Source organism: Sphingomonas sp. MS122 (assembly GCF_049532975.1).
GTDB lineage: Bacteria > Pseudomonadota > Alphaproteobacteria > Sphingomonadales > Sphingomonadaceae > Sphingomonas.
The window spans coordinates 3899650-3919716 of the sequence record NZ_CP186695.1 but is presented as its reverse complement, the minus strand read 5'-3'; the positions used below and the strand labels follow the sequence as shown (position 1 = coordinate 3919716).

The window sequence follows — 20067 nt, the reverse complement described above, 5'->3', positions numbered from 1 at the left end:
TGGTGCGGCGTGAACGGCGACGGTAGATTCTTCCACATGCAGCACGTCATCCAGCAAGCCGCCAGCCAGACCATCCAGCCCGTTGGCGAACAGCTCCGCCACTGGCGCGCGCGGCGGCGGCTCAGCCAGCTCGACCTCGCGATGGAGGCGGGCATCTCGCAGCGGCACCTGAGCTTCGTCGAGAGCGGGCGCTCGCGGCCGGGGCGCGACATGGTGCTGCTGCTCGCCGAAAGCCTCGAGCTGCCGCTGCGCGAGCGCAACCGGCTGCTGCTCGGCGCGGGCCACGCGCCGCACTTCGCCGAGCATGCGCTGGAGGACGAGGCGCTGGCCGACGTGCGCGAGGCGATGCTGCTGATCCTCAAGGGGCACGAGCCGTTCCCGGCGCTGGTCGTCGACCGGGCATGGAACCTCGTCGCGCACAACGATGCCGTGGGACCATTGCTGGTCGGCGTGGCGCCATGGCTGCTGGCGCGGCCGTGCAACGTGCTCAAGCTCAGCCTGCACCGCGAGGGGCTGGGCCCGCGCATCGTCAACTATGGCGAGTGGCGCGCGCATATCCTCTCGCGGCTGCGCCATGAGGCCAAAGCGACGGGCGACCCCGCGATCGAGACGCTGCTCGCCGAGCTCGAGGCGATGCCCTCGCTCGGGCCACGCCGCCAGCCGCCGGCGGTGAGCGCGAGCCCGGTGGTGCCGCTCAAGCTGCGCTCCGAGGCGGGCGAATTGTCGTTCCTGTCGACCACCACCGTGTTCGGGACGCCGCAGGACGTGACGCTGTCGGAACTGGCGATCGAGGCCTTCTATCCTGCCGATGCGGCAACGCGCGCGGCCCTTAGCCGCTGACACTTCCGGGTCGTTCGTGCGTTCTTCTCCGGTGAAGGAGAGACGCAATGGATACCACCATCGACAGCCCGCATCCGATGATCGCGTCGGACCGGGTCGAGGGAACCGCGGTGTACAACCGTGCGGGCGATCGGCTCGGCACGGTCGCACGCTTCATGGTCGACAAGGTCTCGGGCCAGGCTGAATATGCCGTGCTTTCGTTCGGCGGCCTGTTCGGGATCGGCAACCGCCACTATCCGCTGCCCTGGCGAGCGCTGACCTATGAGCCCGACAAGGGCGGCTATGTCGTCGACGTGACCAAGGATCAGATCGAGGGCGCGCCGGGCTATGACGCCGAGGGCGAGGAACCGAAATACGACAGCGCCTATCGCGAGCAGGTCTACACCTATTACGGCTTCCCTTACATCTAGTCCGCCTTGGGCAGGCGCCAGCGGCCGGTCTCCATCCAGCGGAGCAGCGGCTTCAAGGGCAGGATCCAGACGATTCCGGTGAAGACGTAGAAGACCAACTGGACGAGCACCGGCCATTGGCCGACCGTGGCGGAAAGGCTCGCCACGCCGACGCACCATACCAGGATCAGCGCGATGATCGCGAAGGCGCCCACCGGCTTGCGCCACGAAGGAGCCGGAGTCATGCCGCCGCCTCGCCCCAGGACGCGGCCTCGGTCACGACGCCATGGAGCGGCATGTCCCATGGATCGATGATGAGACTCTCGACCTGCTGCACCGACCAGGCGATGCCTATGCGCCATGCGCCGGGGAGGCGCTCGAACACGCGGTCGTAGTGGCCCGCGCCCTGCCCGAGCCGGTTCATCGCGCGGTCGAAGGCGAGGAGAGGGGTGAGCACGATGTCGGGCTCGGCCTCGGGCCCGTCGTCCGCGGGCTGGCGCAGGCCGAGCGGGCCGTCGACCAGCGGTTGCTCCGGGCTCCAGTGGAAGAAGCGCACGGGCGACTCGCGGCTCGTGACATGCGGGAGAACGATGGTGCAGCCGCGCTCGCTCGCGGCGAAGGCGATCGCCGTGGGATCGGCCTCGCTGCCGACCGGAACATAGCTCGATACGGTGACGCCCGGCGCGAAGCGCGCGAGCAGGGCCGGGGGCGGCTCGATCACGCCGCCGATCGTCATCGCGAACTCGTCGCGCAGCGCGCGCATCCGGGCGCGAAGGGTGCGTTTATCATCCATCGCGATTTTTCCGAATGCTTCAGAAGGGGGTGTGGCGGGACCACCATGGGCCGGTTGCTGAGATATCCACTGACGCCCAAAACGTCAGGTGGGGACCATGTACGTCAGACCTGGATCTGCGCAGGGACAGCCCCCGTGGATGATGAATAGCCTCAGGGATGATCGATAGCTCGTACCGGGCAGTGCCCGCCACGGGCCTATTTAGGAATTTTCACCGCGATCCTCAAGGGCCGCAGCGACGGCTTCCAGACGATCGGCGAGATTGTCGAGCAGCACCGGCGAGACGCCCCCCGGCGGATTGCGCTCCGCCTCGTCGAGCAGGTCGGCGAGGATCAGCGCGAGGAACAGCATCGTGCGCTCGCCCGACAGGCCGCCCGACGCGGCGAGCGCGGTCTCGGCATGCTGGTTGAGGATGCCTTCGAGGCGCTGGAGATGAATCTCCTCGCCGTCGCGGCAGGCGATGGTGTGGCTGCGGCCGGCGACGGTGAGCGTGACCTGTCCCATTATTCGGCCGCCTGCTTCTCGATCAGCGCATCGAGCGCCTCGATCGCGTCCTCGACCTTCTCGCGCAGCATCGCGTGGCGGTGCTCCAGCCGGTCAGCCTCGAACGCGCGCTTGCGCGCCGCCGCCTCGATCCGCGCGATCGCGCGCTCGATCCGGTCGAGCGCAGGGGATGCCGCCTCCGCCATCCGGCGTGGATAGGCACGCTTTATCTCCCCCGCAACCCCCCGGTGTTGACGCGCGCGCCTGCCCGCCGCATTGGCACGCCACATTCGATTCGCCGGGTCAGGCGGGATGCGGGCCCGGCATCAGGGGACATGCCGTGACCGTTTCGTTCGTTGACCGCGCCAACGCCATTCGCGCGCTCTCCATGGATGCGGTCGAGGCCGCCAATTCGGGCCACCCCGGCATGCCGATGGGCATGGCCGATGTCGCCACGGTGCTGTTCAGCGATTATCTGAAATACGATCCGGCCGATCCCAAATGGGCCGATCGCGACCGCTTCGTGCTGTCGGCCGGCCATGGCTCGATGCTGATCTATTCGCTGCTCCACCTCGCCGGCTATGCGCGCCCGACGATCGAGGACATCGCCAGCTTCCGCCAGGTCGGCTCGCCCTGCGCCGGGCACCCCGAGAATTTCGAGCTGCCGGGCGTCGAGTGCACTACCGGCCCGCTCGGCCAGGGCCTCGCAATGGGGGTCGGCATGGCGATCGCCGAGCGCCATCTCAACGCGACGTTCGGCGACGATCTGGTCGACCACCGCACCTGGGTTCTGGCGGGCGACGGCTGCCTGATGGAGGGAGTCAACCACGAGGCGATCGGGCTCGCCGGGCACCTTCAGCTCGGGCGGCTGATCGTGCTGTGGGACGACAACAACATCACGATCGACGGCAAGGTCGGGCTGTCGTCGAGCGAGGACATTCCGGCGCGCTACGAAGCGACCGGCTGGCACACCGTGGCGTGCGACGGGCATGACCCGGCGAGCATCAAGGCGGCATTCGACGCCGCGCTCGCCGACCCGCGTCCTTCGCTCGTGCGCTGCAAGACGATCATCGGCAAAGGCGCACCCAACAAGCAGGGCACGTCGGCGACTCATGGCGCGGCGCTGGGTGCCGACGAGGTCGCCGCGGCGCGCGTTGAGCTCGGCTGGAACTACCCGGCGTTCGAAGTGCCCGCGGATATCCGCGCGGCGTGGCTCGAAGCGGGCAAGCGCGGCGCGGAACCTCATGCCGCGTGGAATAATCGCCTCGCAAGTCATTCGGATAGTGCAGAATTCACGCGCCGCATGGCGGGTGACCTGCCGAATGGCTTCGCGCTCGACGCCTATATCGAGAGCCTGCTCGCCGAGCCCAGGAAGGTCGCGACGCGCAGCGCCAGCCAGATGGCGCTCGAGGTGATTAATGCCGCGCTGCCCGAGACGATCGGCGGCTCGGCCGACCTCACCCCGTCGAACAACACGCTGACCAAGGGGATGCAGGACTTCACCGCCGAGAACCCGGCGGGCCGCTATGTCCGCTACGGCATCCGCGAGTTCGGCATGGCCGCGGCGATGAACGGCATGGCGCTGCACGGCGGCGTGCTGCCCTATGGTGGCACCTTTCTCGTCTTCTCCGACTATGCCCGTCCGGCGATCCGCCTCTCGGCGCTGCAGAACGCCCGGGTCGTCTATGTCATGACGCATGATTCGATCGGCCTTGGCGAGGATGGCCCGACTCACCAGCCGGTCGAGCATGTCATGTCGCTGCGCCTGATCCCGAACCTCGAGCTGTGGCGCCCGTGCGACGTGGTCGAGACCGCCGAGGCGTGGGGCGAGGCGGTGGCGCGCAAGGATGGGCCGTCGCTGCTCGCGCTGTCGCGCCAGAACCTGCCGCAGCTGAGCAAGGGCGGCGCGGCCAAGGGCGGCTATCGTCTCCAGGCCGCCGAAGCCGAGCGCAAGGTCGTGCTGATCGCCACCGGTTCGGAGGTCGAGATCGCGGTCGCGGTGCGCGCCGAGCTCGAAGCGCAGGGGATCGGCGCCGATGTCGTCTCGCTGCCCTGCTGGTCGCGCTTCGACGCGCAGGATGCGGCGTATCACGATGACATCCTGCCGCGTGACGTGCTGCGCGTCTCGATCGAGGCCGGCACGACAATCGGCTGGGAGCGCTATACCGGCATCCACGGGCTACGCTTCGGCATCGACCGGTTCGGCGCCTCGGGGCCCGGACCCAAGCTTTACGAGCATTTCGGGCTTACCGCCGCGACGATCGCTCCCCAGATTATCGAACGACTGAAGGCCTAGGAGGATTTTGATGACGAAGGTTGCGATCAACGGGTTCGGACGCATCGGCCGGCTGGTGGCGCGCGCCATCCTCGAGCGGCCCGACAGCGGGCTCGAGCTGGTGACGATCAATGATCTCGCCGACGCCAAGTCGAACGCGTGGCTGTTCAGCCGCGACAGCGTCCATGGGAAGTATCCCGGCACGGTCACCGCCGAGGGCGACGACATCGTCGTCGACGGCAAGCGCATCAAGGTGACCAAGGAGCGCGACCCCGCCAACCTGCCGCACGCCGCCAATGGCGTCGAGCTGGTGCTCGAGTGCACCGGCTTCTTCACCGACCGCGAGAGCTGCCAGAAGCATCTCGACGCCGGCGCCAAGAAGGTGCTGATCTCGGCCCCGGGCAAGGGGGTCGACCTGACCGTCGTCTATGGTGTCAACCATGACAAGCTCGAGGCCGGCCACACGATCGTCTCCAATGCGTCGTGCACCACCAACTGCCTCGCGCCGGTGGCCAAGGTGCTCAACGACACGATCGGCATCGAGCGTGGCCTGATGACCACGATCCACGCCTATACCAATGACCAGAAGATCCTCGACCAGATCCACTCGGACCTGCGGCGCGCCCGCGCCGCCGCGATGAGCATGATCCCGACCACCACCGGCGCCGCGCGCGCGGTAGGTGAGGTGCTGCCCGAGCTCAAGGGCAAGCTCGACGGATCGTCGGTCCGCGTGCCCGTGCCGGACGGCTCGCTGATCGACCTGACCTTCACGCCGAAGCGCGACACCACCAAGGACGAGGTCAACGCGATCCTCAAGGCCGCGTCGGAGAGCGGGCCGCTCGCGGGCGTGCTCGACTATTCGGAGGAGCCGCTTGTGTCGATCGACATCGTCCACACGCCGGCCTCGTCGACCGTCGACAGCCTCGAGACCGCGGTGATCGACGGCAAGCTGGTGCGCGTCGTCAGCTGGTACGACAATGAGTGGGGCTTCTCCAACCGCATGGTCGACACCGCCGCCGCGATGGCGAAGCTGGGCTAACCATGGGCCGGATCGCCGGCATCGCCCGCCACGCGTTCCCCAAGGCGCCGATGGAGACCATCGACCACGCCCGGGTGACGCTGGAGGGCGGCATTGCCGGCGACTTCCGCGGCGCGATGAAGGGCAAGCCCTACAAGCGCCAGGTCTCGCTGATCGAGGCGGGCGACTGGGCCGCGGCGATGGACCAGGTGGGGCATTCGATCCCCTGGGAACAGCGCCGCGCCAATTTGCTGGTCGAGGGACTCGACCTGCCGCAGGTCGCGGGCAAAAGGCTGCGCATCGGTGACGTGGTGCTCGAAGTGACGGTCGAGACCGAGCCGTGCGAGCGGATGGAGGCCCTGGCGGAAGGACTTCGCGCGGCGCTGACGCCCGACTGGCGCGGCGGCATATGTACGATGGTGATCGCTCCCGGGGAGATCGCGGTGGGCGACGAGATCAGGATCGAAGAATGACCGAGCGAGCCTTCAAGACCCTCGACGACATGGGCGACGTCACCGGCAAGCGCGTGCTGGTCCGCGAGGATCTGAACGTGCCGATGGCCGACGGTCACGTCACCGACGACACGCGGTTCCGCGCCGCGGTGCCGACGGTGAGCGAGCTCGCCGACAAGGGCGCGATCGTCCTGGTCCTCGCGCATTTCGGCCGGCCCAAGGTGCCGAGCCCGGAGCACTCGACCGCGCTGCTCGCCCGGCCGTTCAGCCAGGTGCTGGGCCGCCCGGTACGTTACATCGACTGGGAAGGCGATGCCGAGGCGGTGGCGACGCTCCAGCCCGGCGACGTCGCGGTTCTGGAGAACACCCGCTTCTTCGGTGGCGAGGAAAAGAACGATCCGAAGACGGTGGAGCGTTTCGCTTCGCTCGGCGACCTTTACGTCAACGATGCCTTCTCCGCCGCGCACCGCGCCCACGCCTCGACCGCTGGGCTGGCGGGCGTCCTCCCCGCGTTCGCCGGCCGCCAGATGGAGGCCGAGCTCGACGCGCTCGACAAGGCGCTGGGGAGCCCTGAGCATCCCGTTGCGGCGGTGGTAGGCGGGGCCAAGGTCTCGACCAAGCTCGACGTGCTCAAGCACCTGGTCGGCCGGGTCGATCACCTGATCATCGGCGGCGGCATGGCCAACACGTTCCTCGCCGCGCGGGGGGTCGATGTCGGCAAGTCGCTCGCCGAGCACGACCTTACCGGCACGGCGGAGGAAATCTTCGACGCGGCCGAGAAGGCCAATTGCACGATCCATCTGCCCTATGACGTGGTCGTCGCTAAGGAGTTCGCCGCCAACCCGCCCAGCCTGCGCACCTGCAACGTGCATGAGGTCGCCGCCGACGAGATGATCCTCGATATCGGCCCGGCGGCGAGCGAGGCACTGGCGGACGTGCTCAAGAATTGCCGCACGCTCGTCTGGAACGGCCCGCTCGGCGCGTTCGAGACCAAGCCGTTCGACACCGCGACGATGGCGCTCGCGCACACCGTAGCGGCGCTGACCAAGGAAGGGTCGCTCGTCTCGGTCGCCGGCGGCGGCGACACCGTCGCGGCGCTCAACCAAGCCGGCGTGGCGGACGACATGAGCTTCGTCTCGACCGCGGGCGGCGCGTTCCTCGAATGGATGGAAGGCAAGGAACTGCCCGGGGTCGCGGCGCTGTCGCGCTGAATTGGGCGCTGGACACCCGCGAAACGATCGCCTAGGGGCGCCGTCCGTTTGCCATTTCGGCGGGGCTCGCGAGACCTCCCGGGCGCGGTCGGTGTGCCGATCCCGTGTTCCATGGCTGGCGGATGGCGATGGTGCCACTTGGTTAAGGTCCAAGCTCGACGGTTCGATTCCGTCTCCACTGGTTAGCTCAGCGGGTAGAGCACTAGACTGTTAATCTAGGTGTCGCGGGTTCGACTCCCGCACCAAAACTGGCCTGTCACGCCAGTGCCTTCACACGGCACTTCTCAACGGGAGGCCGGAGGGATGTCCACGGCGACGGGCGCTTCGGCGCCTCGAACCACCCGGTTCCCGGCCTCGTGCCGGCGAGGATACCGGCAACGCGCCGTGCGACGGCGCCGGTTCTACCGGGAGCGGACTTCGGCCTGCTCGTCCGCGGGATCGGCAAGATCGCACGAAACGTTGCCTCAATCGCTGGCCCGCCGCGCCCCGCGGGAATGTCCCCCGGCCAACCTCTTTCCTTCGTTTTCAAGCAAATCACTCATGGCGATTTCATGCGCGCGACTCAAAGACTTGCAGATGTCTTTATATGTTGCAGTGCAGCAAAATAATGGTTGCAACGGTGACTTTGCCGGCCTAGGGCGCGCGTCCCGCTGCGGCATGGGGCCGTAACGATCGAACGAGAGGAGGCGTCGATGTTGAAGACTTTCATCGTTGGCGAGAACCAGCGCGGCCTCCTCATCCAGGATGGCCGCCTGATCACCATCTTCCAGCCGGGACGCCATCGCGTCTGGAGCTGGGGCAACCGCAAGCGAGTCGAGCTGCACACGGCCCGTGGCCTGTTCACCTCCGACTGGGCGGAGATCATCGAGAAGCGCCACCCGGCGCTGGCGGCCGCGAATTTCGAGACCGTCCGCACCGGCGAGGGCGAGATCGCGGTGATCCGGGTCGACGGACGCGCGGCGTGGCTCGTGCGTCCGGGCCAGGTCGCCCATGTCTGGAAGCTGTTCGAGGATGTCGCGGTCGAGCGGTTCGACACCGAGGCGCGCCCGCGGCTCGACAAGCGCGAGCTTGTCGCGTTCGAGCGCGCGACGGTGATCGGGCCGAGCGTGCCGTCGCCGATCGCCACCGTCGCGGTGAGCGAGGCGGAGGCGGGGCTGGTGTTCTTCGACGGCGAACTCGTCGAGACGCTGGGGCCGGGGCGCTACGGCTATTGGCAGGTCGGCCGCAAGGTCACCGCCAAGACGCTCGACACGCGCCCGGTGCCGCTCGAGGTGACCGCGCAGGAGATCCTGACGCGCGACCGTGTCTCGGTGCGCATCACGCTCACCAGCTTCGTGCAGGTGACCGATGTGCGGACCGCGGCGCTCGCTACGCCGGACTACCAGGCGCACGTCTACAAGCTCGTCCAGTTCGCGGTCCGCGAGGCCGTGGGCGGGCGGACGCTGGACGAACTGCTCAACGATCGCGTGTCGGTCGATACGCAGATTGTCGAGCATGTCCGGCGCGAGCTTGGCGACATCGGCGTTCGCGTCACCGAACTCGGTGTCAAGGACGTGATCCTGCCGGGCGAGATGCGCGAGCTGATCAACAAGGTCGTGGAGGCGGAGAAGGTGGCGCAGGCCAACCTGATCCGCCGGCGCGAGGAGACCGCGGCGACGCGCAGCCTGCTCAACACGGCGAAGTTGATGGAGGACAACCCGACATTGCTTCGTTTGAAGGAGCTGGAGGCGATCGAGCGGGTCACCGAGAAGATCGGCCGGGTCGACGTCCACACGGGCCAGCAGGGCCTCGGTGCGGTGCTCGACCAGCTGGTGAGCCTCAAGCCGCGCGATTGAGCGACGGGGGGAGGGCGGTCCGCTGGGCCGCCCTTCTTCGTTTCGCGCCTGACCAGCGTTGTCAGGCTTTTCACTCGCTTGCCGCGCTGCAATAGGCCCGGGCAGCCACCGGCGACTCAACGAGGTCGCGACGAGGAACAAGCCCATCGGGCCGAGAGCAGAGGACGGACCGCATGAACACCGCCGAGATGACCGCCAAGATCGCGCAGGGGAACGGCTTCATCGCCGCGCTCGACCAGAGCGGCGGTTCGACGCCCAAGGCGCTCAAGGGCTATGGCATCGAGGATGACGCCTGGTCGGGCGACGAGGAGATGTTCGGCCTGATCCATGCGATGCGCAGCCGCATCATCACCTCGCCCGCCTTCACCGGCGACAAGGTGATCGGCGCGATCCTGTTCGAGCGCACGATGGACGGCGAGGTCGACGGCAAGCCGACCCCGCAGGCGCTGATCGAGCGCGGCGTGGTGCCCTTCATCAAGATCGACAAGGGGCTCGAGGCCGAGGAAAACGGCGTCCAGCTGATGAAGCCGATGCCCGAGCTCGACGCGCTGCTCGTCCGGGCCAAGGGGCTCGGCGTATTCGGCACCAAGGAGCGCTCGGTGATCAACCTCGCCAATGCCGAGGGCATCGCCGCGATCGTCGCGCAGCAGTTCGAGGTCGGCAAGCAGGTGCTCGCGCACGGCATGATGCCGATTATCGAGCCCGAGGTGAACATCAAGTCGCCCGAGCGCGCGCAGGCCGATGCGATCCTGCGCGACGAGATCCTGAAGGCGCTCGACGCGCTGCCCGAGGGGCAGCAGGTGATGCTCAAGCTGTCGATCCCGGCGCAGGCCGGATTGTTCGATGCGCTGGTCGACCACCCCAAGGTGCTGCGCGTCGTCGCGCTCTCGGGCGGGTTCAAGCGCCCCGAGGCGTGCGCCGAGCTCGCCAAGAACCGCGGCATGATCGCGAGCTTCAGCCGCGCGCTGCTCGAGGACCTGCGCCACGGCATGAGCGATGGCGAGTTCGATGCGTCGCTCGGCGGCGCGATCGACGAGATCCACGGGGCGTCGACGGTGAAGACTGCCGCCTGATCTCCGGGGCGGGCGGCGTCAGCGCGCCGCTTGCCGCACCATCGCTTTCAGCGTGAGCGCGTCGTGAATCGCCGCGGCGTCGGTGTCGTTGTTGAAATAGGCCCAGACCGGGCGGTCCTGCCTGGCCATCCACGCCGCCCAGTCAAGCAGGGCCGCTTCGGCATAGCGTCCCCAATATTTGCCGCTCGCGCCGTGGAAGCGCAGATAGGCGAGCTTGCCGGTCACCCAATGCGGCGACGGCAGGCCGAGAAAATCGTGTATCACGAAGCCGGCGCCGAAGCGGTCGAGCAGCTCGGCGGTGGCGTCGACATACCAGCTCTTGTGGCGGAACTCGAAGGCGTGGGTGAAGTCGGCGGGCAGCAGCGCCAGGAATTGCTCGAGCCGCTCGAGATTGAGGCCGAGGCTGGGCGGAAGCTGGTAGAGGATCGGTCCCAGCGCGGGCGCGAGATGCTGGACCGGCGTGATCATCCGCTCGAGCGGTTCCGCGCAATCGTTGAGCTTCTTCGCCTGGGTGATGTAGCGGTTGGCCTTGACCGCATAGCAGAAGCCCGGCGGCGCCTGATCGCGCCAGGCCGCGAAGGTCTCGGCCTTGGGCAGGCGGTAGAAGCTGTTGTTGATCTCGACCGTGTCGAATTGCCCGGCATAGAAGCCGAACCAGCGCTTCACGGCCAGCTTCTCCGGGTAGAAGGTCCCGCGCCAGTGGCGGTAGTTCCAGCCGGAGCAGCCGATGCGGATGGGCGGGCGCGACATGCACGCTAAACGCGCGCCGGCGCGAAGCGCTGCCTTCTATAGTCCGCCCTGAAAGACGAAGGTGAAGCGATAGTCGCGCGGCGCGATCTGCCGGTCGGTGCGGCGGTCGGGCGTTACCGAGGTGAGCGTGAGCTTGCCGTCGGCGACCTGCACGGGTTCGCCCAAGGTGAGGTCGAGCGTGCGCTTCCACGCACCGCCGCGTACCGTGGTGCGCAGCACGACGCGGCCCGCCCAGATGCAGCGAGCGTTCATCGGGCAGCGGCTGTCCTCGATCACCTTGAGCGGCGTGGCGCGCGGACCGTCGACATAGACGGTCTGTCCGAGCCGCGCGGGGCCCTCGGGCGGACTCGCCGCAGTAGCGGCGCAGCCGGACAGGGCGATGGCGACGAGGGGAAGAGCCTTTTGCATGAGCGCGGGTCTAGCCAGCGGCGGATGACACGCGCATGAATGCTCTGCCGAAACAAATGAGGGGATACATGGCAGGGATCGCGCTTTCGGACCGGCGGCTCTGGGCGTTCGCGATGGGGGTGATCGCGGTGACCATCGGAGTCGTGCTGCACCTGCCGATGTTCTGGATGGGCCGATCGATGGGCTTCCACATGGCCGGGATGCCGATGGACAGCGGCATGATCGCGGGGATGTGGATGATCGTCGCGGGGATCGGCGTCGCGGCCTATGGCCTGCTCCCGCGCGACCTCGCCGCGCAGCGCGCCGCGTCGGAGGGGCTGGTGGTCGCCGCGCCCGAGGATGCGCCGCTGTCATGGGCGCATTGGCGGCTGATGCTGGTGCTGGTGGTGGCGCTGGTGATCGACATCATGAAGCCGGCCAGCCTCGGCTTCACCATCCCCGGCATGATCCGTGAATATGGCGTGCCGCGCGCGACCGTCTCGCTGGTGCCGTTCTTCGCATTGTGCGGCACGGTGGCGGGTTCGTTCCTGTGGGGCTGGGTCGCCGACCTCTACGGGCGCAAGGCGTCGATCCTGCTCTCGGCGGTGATGTTCGTAGGCACCTCGATCTGCGGGGCGATGCCGTCGCTCGCCTGGAATATCGGCATGTGCTTCCTGATGGGCGCCGCGGCGGGAGGCATGCTCCCGGTGACCTACGCGCTGCTCGCCGAGATGATGCCGAGCCGCCATCGCGGGTGGAGCCTGGTGCTGGTCGGGGGGCTCGGCGCGGTCGGCGGCTATGCCGCGGCGAGCCTGATCGCCACCTGGCTCGAGCCGGTGTTCAGCTGGCGCATCCTGTGGCTCGCCAATCTGCCGAGCGGCCTGCTGCTCGTGCTGCTCGGCGGCCTGATCCCCGAATCCGCCAAGTTCCTGATGGCGCGCGGCCGCACCGAGGAAGCGCAGCGGGTGATGGCGAAGTTCGGGTCGGCGGTGCAGAAGGTCGCGCCTACCGCGGTGCCGACCGTCGCGCGCGGGACCGCCGCGCCGCTGACTGGCCGCGCCTTCCTCGGCAAGCTCGTCGCATTGAGCCTCGCCGCGATCTGCTGGGGGCTGGTTAATTTCGGGCTGCTGCTGTGGCTTCCGGTCGAATTGGTCGCGCGCGGCTATTCGATGGAGCTCTCCAGCGGCCTGCTTGCCGCCTCGGCGCTGATCGCACTGCCCACGGTGTTCCTCGTCGCGTGGATCTATCATGCCTGGAGCACCAAATATTCGCTGATCGTGGCGATCGCGGTGACGCTGGCGGGACTCGGCGGGGTGCTGTGGCTCGCCGGGTCGGGCGGGGGCAGTCCGGTGCTGCCGGTGGCGCTGCTGATCGTCGGCAGCAACGGCATCATTGCGATGCTGCTGCCCTATGCCGCCGAGAGCTTTCCCTTGCGCATCCGCGGCCGCGCGACCGGCTGGATCGCGGCGTGCAGCAAGCTCGGCGGCGTGTTCGCCCAGCTGCTCAGCATCGCCGCGATGATCCCCGCGCTCGGCACCTCGGCCTGGCTGATCGCGCTGCCCACCTCGGTCTCGCTGCTGCTGGTGTGGCGCTACGGCAAGGAGACGCGCGGGCGCGACCTGCGCGATCTCGATCCCGAGGGGCATGTGTTCGACAAGGCGGGCTACTGAGGATAGGGCGTCGCGATGGATGAAGAGGATCTCCCGCCGCTCGGCCCCGAATTCGCCGCGCAGTTCGTGCGCGACGACCGGCGCCCGCCGTGCCAGCTCTACCTGATCTCGCCGCTCGACGTGACCGGCGGGTTCGCCGACCGGCTCGCCCGCGCGCTCGATGCAGGGCCGGTCGCGGCATTCCAGTTCCGGGTGAAGGAGGTCGACCAGCATGAGGCGGCGCGCCTCGCCGAGCCGCTCCAGCGCATCTGCACCGATCGCGAGGTGGCGTTCATCGTCAACGACAGCGTGAGCCTCGCCAAGCGGCTCGGCGCCGACGGCGTGCATCTGGGGCAGGGCGACGGCGACCCGCGCGAGGCGCGCGCGATCCTCGGCCCGTCGGCGCAGATCGGCGTGACCTGCCACGACAGCCGCCATCTCGCGATGGAAGCGGGCGAAGCGGGCGCCGACTATGTCGCATTCGGAGCCTTCTATCCGACCTTGACCAAGGAAACCCGGCACCGGCCCGACCCGGCGATCCTGTCATGGTGGACGACGTTGTTCGAGCTGCCGTGCGTCGCGATCGGCGGGATCACGCCGGACAATGCCGCGCCCTTGATCGCCGCCGGTGCCGATTTCCTCGCCGTCTCCGCTGCGGTGTGGAACTCTGACGAAGCCGAGGCCGTTCAGCGGTTCCAGAGCGTCCTTGCAGGGGCGTAACGGCAGGAGGCGCCCTTGCTCGACCATATCTTCACCGTCGTCGCAGGCCGTATCGCCGCGCTCGCGGGCCAGCCACTCGCTTTCATCATCGCCGTGCTGCTGATCCTCGGCTGGGCTCTCACCGGGCCGATGTTCGACTATTCGGACACCTGGCAGCTGATCGTGAATACCTCGACGACGATCGTCACCTTCCTGATGGTGTTCCTGATCCAGAACTCGCAGAACCGCGACGCCGCGGCCATGCAGGCGAAGCTCGACGAGCTGATCCGCGCGGTCGACAAGGCGCGCGGCCAGTTTGTCGGCATCGAGCATATGAGCGACAGCGAGATCGAGGAGATCCGCAGCGCGCTGGAGGAGGAATGCCGGATCGAGGAGGAGGGCGGGAAGGTCCACCGCAAGCCCAAGCCGGCCGAGACGGTCGAGCGGCTGCGCCGGCGCTATTGACGGGAAACCCCGCGCGCGCTTCCTCGTTATCTCCCTGAAACAATGTGGAGAGTAGGCGTGCGGAGCGTGATCGCGGGGATTGTCGGGGTCGCGGCGCTGGCCGGGACGGCGGCGCTGGGACAACAGGCGAATCCGCCCAAAAAGGCCACCGCGCAGCGGCCGGCGCTGAGCCAGGATATCCTGCATGTTCAGGTGATCCTCGATCATCTCGGATTCCCGCCCGGCGTCCTCGATGGCCGCGAGGGGCAGTCGCTCACCGCCGCGCTGAGGGGCTTCCAGATCTCGCGGCAATTGCCGGTGACCGGCAAGATCGACCAGCGCACGCTCCAGGCGCTGCACCAGCACCGCGCGATCCGGCCGACCCGCTTCGTCCGCTTGTCGCCGGAGATGTTGTCCGGCCCCTATGTCCGGCCGTTCCCCAAGGATCCGCAGGCGCAGGCCAGGCTCAAGACGATGGGCTATCGCTCGGCGCTCGAGAAGCTGGCGGAGATGTTCCACACCTCGCCCGAGGTGCTGATCGAGCTCAACAGCCCCGACACCCGCCTCGCGCCCGGCGTGCCGGTGCAGTTCCCCGGGGTGAACCCCGCGTCGCGCGACTATCCGGCGGACTTGAAGCCCGAATGGCGCAAGACGCTCAACGACCTTAACGTCGACGCGGTCCAGCCCAAGGCGGCGCGCATCGTCGTCGACAAGTCGGACAAGGTGCTCCGCGTGTTCGGCAAGGACGGCAAGCTCGCGGCGCAGTTCAACGTCACCACGGGCAGTGCCAAGGACCCGTTGCCGATCGGCAGCTGGAAGGTGCGCGGCGTCGCAACCAATCCGGACTTCCACTACAATCCCAAGCTGTTCTGGGATGTTTCCGACAAGAAACCCGAAGCGTTGCTGCCACCGGGCCCCAACAGCCCGGTCGGCGTCGTGTGGATCGATCTCAGCAAGGAGCATTACGGCATCCACGGCACGCCCGAGCCGCATCTGATCGGCCGCAGCGAGAGCCATGGCTGCATCCGGCTGACCAACTGGGATGCCGCGCGGCTCGCGCTGATGGTCGAGCCAGGGACTCCGGCGGTGTTCCAGGAATGAGCGCGCTGCGGATCGTCGGCTGGACCGTGGGGGCCTGTGCTGCCGGGGTGATCGTGTTCCTCGCCGCGACGATCCGCGTCATCGAGCCGCAGCCCGAGGCCTGGCCTGTCGAGCCGCCCTCCGTCGTGGAAGCGGGGCCGGCGCCGGCCTTCATCGTACCGGTGCAGGGCATCGACGCCGCAGCGCTGCACAGCAACTGGGGTGAGGCACGCGGCGGCGGGACGCGCGGTCACCAGGGGCTCGACATCATGGCGCCCGCCGGCACCCCGGTGCTCGCCGCGGTCGACGGCACCGTGGAGAAGCTCTATTTCTCGAAGGGCGGCGGCGGCGTGACGCTCTACCAGCGCGCTGCGGGCGGGCGCTGGATGCTCTATTACGCCCATCTCAGCGGCTATGCGCCCCGCGTGGCCGAGGGGCGGCAGGTCCGCGCGGGCGAGACGCTCGCCTATGTCGGCGACACCGGCAATGCCGGCGCGGGCAACTACCACCTCCATTTCGCGGTCGCGCGGATGGCGCCGGGCGAGGGCTGGTGGCAGGGGACTCCGGTCGATCCCTATCCGCTGCTTGCGGGAGCGCGTCCGGGCGGCTAAGGCGCGCCACCTGTCTTTCTCAGCACTATAGGGCGATCCCCATGAAGATCAGCGGCGTGGACATCCGTCCCGGCAACATCATCGAATATGAAGGCGGCATCTGGCGCGCGGTGAAGATCCAGCACACCCAGCCGGGCAAGGGCGGCGCCTATATGCAGGTCGAGATGAAGAACCTGCGCGACGGCCGCAAGACCAACGTCCGCTTCCGCTCGGCCGAGACGGTCGAGCGCGTGCGTCTCGACACCAAGGACTTCCAGTTCCTCTATCCGGAGGGCGACACGCTCGTCTTCATGGACAAGGACACCTATGAGCAGACCACGCTGCCGCGCGACCTGCTCGGCGACGCTGCCGCGTTCCTGCAGGACGGCATGGACGTGGTGATGGAGCTTTACGAGGATGAGGCGATCAGCGTGCAGCTGCCCGACACGATCGAAGCGACGATCGTCGAGGCCGACGCCGTGGTGAAGGGGCAGACCGCCTCGTCGAGCTACAAGCCCGCGATCCTCGACAACGGCGTGCGCATCATGGTCCCGCCGCATATCGCGAGCGGCACGCGCATCGTCGTCGACGTGTACGAGCAGACCTACGTCCGCCGGGCGGACTAACTGACTCCCCTCCCTGCAAGGGAGGGGCTTGGGGCTGGGTAGCGAGCGCAGCTCGCTCCTCGCCCTCGCCACATAAAGCGCCGCCGGAGGCGTCGAGCCTCCGCCGTCGCTGACCCACCCCTAGCCCCTCCCTTGCAGGGAGGGGGAGAAAGTGCAGATGGTTTCCCATTCCGGCCTCATCACCGTCATCGAGCGTGCCGCGCGCAAGGCGGGGCCGCGGCTGCGGCGCGACTTCAACGAGGTCCAGCACCTCCAGGTGAGCCGCAAGGGGCCGGCCGACTTCGTGTCGATGGCCGACAAGCGCGCCGAGGACACGCTGATCGAGGAACTGCAGAAGGCGCGGCCGGACTGGGGCTTCCTGGTCGAGGAGCGGGGTGAGATCAAGGGCGATCCGGACAAGCCGCGCTGGATCATCGATCCGCTCGACGGCACCAGCAACTTCCTCCACGGCATCCCGCATTTCTGCATGTCGATCGCGGTCGAGGACCCGCGCGGCGCGCAGGGCAAGCCCGAGATCACCCACGGCTATATCTACCAGCCGGTCACCGACGAGAGCTTCTGGGCCGAGAAGGGCCGCGGCGCGTGGCTGCAGGACCAGCGCCTGCGTGTCTCGGCGCGCAAGGATCTGGCGGATTCGCTGATCGGCACCGGCATCCCCTTTCTCGGTCACGGCAATTTCGCCGAGTGGAGCCGCATCTTCGGCGCTATCGCGCCCGAAGTCGCCGGCATTCGCCGCTTCGGCTCGGCCGCGCTCGACCTCGCCTGGGTCGCGGCGGGCCGCTTCGACGGCTTCTGGGAGAGCAAGCTCAACGCGTGGGACATCGCCGCGGGCATCCTGATCGTCAAGGAAGCGGGCGGCTTCGTCACCGACTATCGCGGGCAGGACAATGCGCTCGCCAAGGGCGAGGTGCTCGCCGCCAACGACGCGCTCCATTCGAAGCTGCACAAGCTGTTGGCGGGGTCGCTCAGGAACGCTTGACCGGAGTTAGTCGGCGAACACGCGCGTCCGAAATTCGCCGATCAGCTTGGACCAGATATTCAGGCTGTCGACGAACAGCGCGCGTTCCATTCCGCCCGGGGCCATGTTGATGTCCATCTCGATGACCGGGTCTCCGTCCTTGTCGATATAGGCACGGCCCCAGCGCTTGTCGCGATTCCACTCGTTCATCTTGGCTACGTCCATCTTCGTCTTGCTGAAGCCAGCATAGAACTGCACGGACTGGCACTCTTTGCCCTTCGTGCAATCGTTGAAGAAAATGCTGAAATTCGCCCCGCCCGCACCGCTGCGGATCAGGGGGCCGTCGTCCCCTTTCGCGGGGATCAGTTCCGCGCGATACCCTTCGCTGCGCAGCAGCTCGGTGATCAGTTCCGGGTCGCTGGAGGTCAGGATCTGCGCGCCCGCCGGCGTCGTGCCCGCGATCGTCGCGGCGATCAGCGTCGCAAGTTTGAACGTCCCCATGAACACCCCCTGCCTGGCTCCAAACAAAGGGCGACCATAGTGCCCGGCATGCGCTTTGCCAGCCCTCTACTTGCGAGTGATTCTCAAGGGTTTCCGCCCTTGAAGCCCCCCATCCATCGGCCTAAAGCGGCCCGAAGATTCCGCAACCGCGAGAGCCATCTTGGTCGACCTGTCGCAATATCTGCCGATCCTCCTGTTCCTGGGGGTGGCGCTGGTGCTTTCGAGCGCTTTCGTGTTCCTGCCGATGATCGCCGCGCGCTTCACCGGCACGCACCAGCCCTATCCCGAGAAGCTCACCGAATATGAGTGCGGCTTCCCCGCGTTCGAGGATTCGCGCAGCCAGTTCGACGTGCGCTTCTACCTGGTGGCGATCCTCTTCATCATCTTCGACCTCGAAGCGGCGTTCCTCTATCCGTGGGCGGTCACCGTGTTCGACCTCGGCTGGGCGGCGTGGATCTCGATGATGGTCTTCATCGCCGAACTCGCGCTGGGCCTCGCCTATGCGTGGAAGGTCGGGGCGCTGGATTGGGAATGACGCAAGTGAACCAGACTTCCTCCATCATCATGCCGCCCGCTGGCGGCTCGGTGGTCCAGCCCGACCAGGGCTTCTTCAACGACCTCAACGGCGAGCTCAACGACAAGGGCTTCCTCGTCACCTCGACCGAGGACCTGTTCCAGTGGGCGCGCACCGGCTCGCTGTGGTGGATGACCTTCGGCCTCGCCTGCTGCGCGGTCGAGATGATCCACGTCAACATGCCGCGCTATGACATGGAGCGGTTCGGCGCGGCGCCGCGCGCCTCGCCGCGCCAGTCGGACGTGATGATCGTCGCGGGCACGCTGTGCAACAAGATGGCCCCGGCGCTGCGCCGGGTCTACGACCAGATGTCGGAGCCGAAATACGTCATCTCGATGGGCAGCTGCGCCAATGGCGGCGGCTATTACCATTATAGCTACAGCGTCGTGCGCGGCTGTGACCGCATCGTTCCGGTCGACATCTACGTCCCCGGCTGTCCGCCGACCGCCGAGGCCTTGCTCTATGGCGTGATGCAGCTCCAGCGGAAAATCCGCCGCGCGGGCACGGTGACGCGGTGAGGGCGCCGGCTCCGAAATACGCCGCCAATGACGGCGTGATCGCGGCTGCGCAGGCCGCGCTCGGCGACATGCTGATCGAGGCGACCGATCTGGTCGGCGAGGTCAATTTGACCGTCAAGCGCGAGTCGCTGGTCGAGGCGATGCTCGCGCTGCGCGACGGCGCGATGCTGCAGTACCAGGCGCTGATGGAGATCGCGGGCGTCGACTATCCCGCGCGGCCCGAGCGGTTCGACGTCTGCTACATGCTGCTGAGCTACACCCGCAACCACCGCATCCGCGTCCGCGTGACCACCGACGAGGTGAAGCCGGTGCCGACCGTCACCGGCATCTGGCCGGTCGCCGGCTGGCTCGAGCGCGAAGTCTACGACATGTACGGCGTGCTGTTCGAGGGCAATTCGGACCTGCGCCGCATCCTCACCGACTATGGCTTCCGCGGCCATCCGCAGCGCAAGGACTTTCCGCTCTCGGGCTATGTCGAGCTGCGCTATTCGGAAGAGGCGAAGCGCGTGGTCTACGAGCCGGTCCAGCTCGCGCAGGACTTCCGCAACTTCGATTTCATGAGCCCGTGGGAAGGCGCACAGTACGTGCTGCCGGGCGACGAGAAGGCCGCCGGCCCTGGTCCCGGCGACACGCCGCAGGGCAAGGCGCCGCCTCCGCCGCCCGCGCCGCCTGCTGCACCCGCGGTGCCGCAGGCCAAGGGCGCACCCTCGCCGGTCACCGCCGACGAGGTGCAGAAGGCCGGCGAGAAGGCCAAGAAGGTGACTAAGCCGCGCGCCAAGACCGCCAAGACCACCGACTCGACCGCCCAGACCGGCGCGGGCGAGCCGAACCCGGGCAACAAGCGCAAGTCGAAGCCCAAGGACCCTGACGTGGTTCCGACCAAGGGCAAGGGGCAGAACCAGTGAGCGATACCGCGCACGAG

Annotated in this window: 25 protein-coding genes; 18 read left to right on the top strand and 7 right to left on the bottom strand. The window is 67.8% G+C overall.

The annotated features are described in order from the left end of the window. Positions 1–36: 36 nt before the first annotated feature. A complete protein-coding gene (locus ACO227_RS18695) occupies positions 37–840 on the top strand; it encodes a helix-turn-helix domain-containing protein (protein ID WP_423603963.1) in 804 nt (267 codons plus the stop codon). Between the two features lie 47 nt (positions 841–887). Continuing rightward, positions 888–1250, top strand: a complete 363-nt coding sequence (locus tag ACO227_RS18690) for a PRC-barrel domain-containing protein (RefSeq protein WP_423603961.1) — start codon at positions 888–890, stop codon at positions 1248–1250. On the opposite strand, the gene ACO227_RS18685 is transcribed toward ACO227_RS18690, so the two are convergent. From ACO227_RS18685 to ACO227_RS18670, 4 genes are all read right to left on the bottom strand, one after another. Next, positions 1247–1474, bottom strand: coding sequence for a DUF2842 domain-containing protein (locus tag ACO227_RS18685; RefSeq protein ID WP_423603959.1), 228 nt, complete (start codon positions 1472–1474; stop codon positions 1247–1249). The two genes, ACO227_RS18690 and ACO227_RS18685, sit on opposite strands and share 4 nt — an antisense overlap. Next, a complete protein-coding gene (locus ACO227_RS18680; RefSeq protein ID WP_423603958.1) occupies positions 1471–1992 on the bottom strand; it encodes a 5-formyltetrahydrofolate cyclo-ligase in 522 nt (173 codons plus the stop codon). The genes ACO227_RS18685 and ACO227_RS18680 overlap by 4 nt, the downstream gene beginning before the upstream one ends. 231 nt (positions 1993–2223) lie before the next feature. Beyond that, positions 2224–2526 (bottom strand): cell division protein ZapA, encoded by a 303-nt coding sequence (gene zapA / locus ACO227_RS18675; RefSeq protein ID WP_423603957.1) that lies wholly within the window; start codon positions 2524–2526, stop codon positions 2224–2226. Then, entirely contained in the window at positions 2526–2711 is a 186-nt protein-coding gene (locus ACO227_RS18670) for a hypothetical protein (RefSeq protein ID WP_343519805.1), read from the bottom strand. Before ACO227_RS18670 ends, zapA begins: the two co-directional genes overlap by 1 nt. A 134-nt stretch (positions 2712–2845) precedes the next feature. On the opposite strand from ACO227_RS18670, the gene tkt reads away from it, so the two are divergent. The 6 genes from tkt (at position 2846) to ACO227_RS18640 (ending at position 10369) form a co-directional block, all read left to right on the top strand. Next, positions 2846–4801, top strand: coding sequence for a transketolase (gene tkt / locus ACO227_RS18665; protein WP_423603954.1), 1956 nt, complete (start codon positions 2846–2848; stop codon positions 4799–4801). 7 nt (positions 4802–4808) lie between these two features. Then, on the top strand, positions 4809–5819 hold the full coding sequence (gene gap / locus ACO227_RS18660) for a type I glyceraldehyde-3-phosphate dehydrogenase (protein ID WP_423603952.1): 1011 nt from the start codon (positions 4809–4811) through the stop codon (positions 5817–5819). Between the two features lie 2 nt (positions 5820–5821). Then, positions 5822–6271: an MOSC domain-containing protein gene (locus ACO227_RS18655; protein ID WP_423603950.1), complete on the top strand. Its 450-nt coding sequence runs from the start codon at positions 5822–5824 to the stop codon at positions 6269–6271. Beyond that, a complete protein-coding gene (locus ACO227_RS18650) occupies positions 6268–7461 on the top strand; it encodes a phosphoglycerate kinase (RefSeq protein WP_423603949.1) in 1194 nt (397 codons plus the stop codon). The genes ACO227_RS18655 and ACO227_RS18650 overlap by 4 nt, the downstream gene beginning before the upstream one ends. A 692-nt stretch (positions 7462–8153) precedes the next feature. Beyond that, positions 8154–9296 (top strand): slipin family protein, encoded by a 1143-nt coding sequence (locus ACO227_RS18645; RefSeq protein ID WP_423603947.1) that lies wholly within the window; start codon positions 8154–8156, stop codon positions 9294–9296. 173 nt (positions 9297–9469) lie between these two features. Next, entirely contained in the window at positions 9470–10369 is a 900-nt protein-coding gene (locus ACO227_RS18640) for a fructose bisphosphate aldolase (RefSeq protein WP_423603945.1), read from the top strand. A gap of 18 nt (positions 10370–10387) precedes the next feature. Here ACO227_RS18640 and ACO227_RS18635 read toward each other — a convergent pair whose 3' ends face one another. Further along, on the bottom strand, positions 10388–11119 hold the full coding sequence (locus ACO227_RS18635) for a DUF72 domain-containing protein (protein ID WP_423603944.1): 732 nt from the start codon (positions 11117–11119) through the stop codon (positions 10388–10390). 36 nt (positions 11120–11155) lie between these two features. Further along, the gene (locus tag ACO227_RS18630) at positions 11156–11527 is read right to left on the bottom strand and encodes a hypothetical protein (RefSeq protein WP_423603942.1); all 372 of its coding nucleotides are present in this window, start codon (positions 11525–11527) and stop codon (positions 11156–11158) included. 56 nt (positions 11528–11583) lie between these two features. Between ACO227_RS18630 and ACO227_RS18625 the strand changes: the two genes are divergently transcribed. The 7 genes from ACO227_RS18625 to ACO227_RS18595 all read left to right on the top strand — a co-directional run bounded on the left by ACO227_RS18625 (position 11584) and on the right by ACO227_RS18595 (position 17573). Further along, a complete protein-coding gene (locus tag ACO227_RS18625; protein WP_423603940.1) occupies positions 11584–13176 on the top strand; it encodes an MFS transporter in 1593 nt (530 codons plus the stop codon). A gap of 15 nt (positions 13177–13191) precedes the next feature. Beyond that, the gene (thiE, locus tag ACO227_RS18620) at positions 13192–13875 is read left to right on the top strand and encodes a thiamine phosphate synthase (protein WP_423603938.1); all 684 of its coding nucleotides are present in this window, start codon (positions 13192–13194) and stop codon (positions 13873–13875) included. A gap of 15 nt (positions 13876–13890) precedes the next feature. Next, positions 13891–14319 (top strand): low affinity iron permease family protein, encoded by a 429-nt coding sequence (locus ACO227_RS18615; RefSeq protein WP_423603937.1) that lies wholly within the window; start codon positions 13891–13893, stop codon positions 14317–14319. A gap of 57 nt (positions 14320–14376) precedes the next feature. After that, positions 14377–15399 (top strand): L,D-transpeptidase family protein, encoded by a 1023-nt coding sequence (locus ACO227_RS18610; RefSeq protein WP_423603935.1) that lies wholly within the window; start codon positions 14377–14379, stop codon positions 15397–15399. After that, positions 15396–15989 carry a murein hydrolase activator EnvC family protein gene (locus ACO227_RS18605; protein WP_423603934.1) on the top strand — a complete coding sequence of 198 codons (594 nt, stop codon included), beginning with the start codon at positions 15396–15398 and terminating at the stop codon, positions 15987–15989. Before ACO227_RS18610 ends, ACO227_RS18605 begins: the two co-directional genes overlap by 4 nt. Before the next feature lie 41 nt (positions 15990–16030). Next, on the top strand, positions 16031–16594 hold the full coding sequence (efp, locus tag ACO227_RS18600; RefSeq protein WP_423603933.1) for an elongation factor P: 564 nt from the start codon (positions 16031–16033) through the stop codon (positions 16592–16594). A gap of 157 nt (positions 16595–16751) precedes the next feature. Then, positions 16752–17573, top strand: coding sequence for an inositol monophosphatase family protein (locus ACO227_RS18595; RefSeq protein WP_423603931.1), 822 nt, complete (start codon positions 16752–16754; stop codon positions 17571–17573). Positions 17574–17579: 6 nt separating this feature from the next. Here the strand turns inward: ACO227_RS18595 and ACO227_RS18590 are convergent, their stop codons facing one another. Further along, positions 17580–18053 (bottom strand): YbjN domain-containing protein, encoded by a 474-nt coding sequence (locus ACO227_RS18590; protein WP_423603930.1) that lies wholly within the window; start codon positions 18051–18053, stop codon positions 17580–17582. A 160-nt stretch (positions 18054–18213) separates the two neighbouring features. Between ACO227_RS18590 and ndhC the strand changes: the two genes are divergently transcribed. The 3 genes from ndhC to ACO227_RS18575 are packed head-to-tail and all read left to right on the top strand — an operon-like array spanning position 18214 to position 20050. Further along, a complete protein-coding gene (gene ndhC, locus ACO227_RS18585) occupies positions 18214–18588 on the top strand; it encodes an NADH-quinone oxidoreductase subunit A (protein WP_423603928.1) in 375 nt (124 codons plus the stop codon). Next, entirely contained in the window at positions 18585–19145 is a 561-nt protein-coding gene (locus tag ACO227_RS18580; RefSeq protein ID WP_423603927.1) for a NuoB/complex I 20 kDa subunit family protein, read from the top strand. The genes ndhC and ACO227_RS18580 overlap by 4 nt, the downstream gene beginning before the upstream one ends. Beyond that, a complete protein-coding gene (locus ACO227_RS18575) occupies positions 19142–20050 on the top strand; it encodes an NADH-quinone oxidoreductase subunit C (RefSeq protein ID WP_423603925.1) in 909 nt (302 codons plus the stop codon). The genes ACO227_RS18580 and ACO227_RS18575 overlap by 4 nt, the downstream gene beginning before the upstream one ends. Positions 20051–20067: the final 17 nt, after the last annotated feature.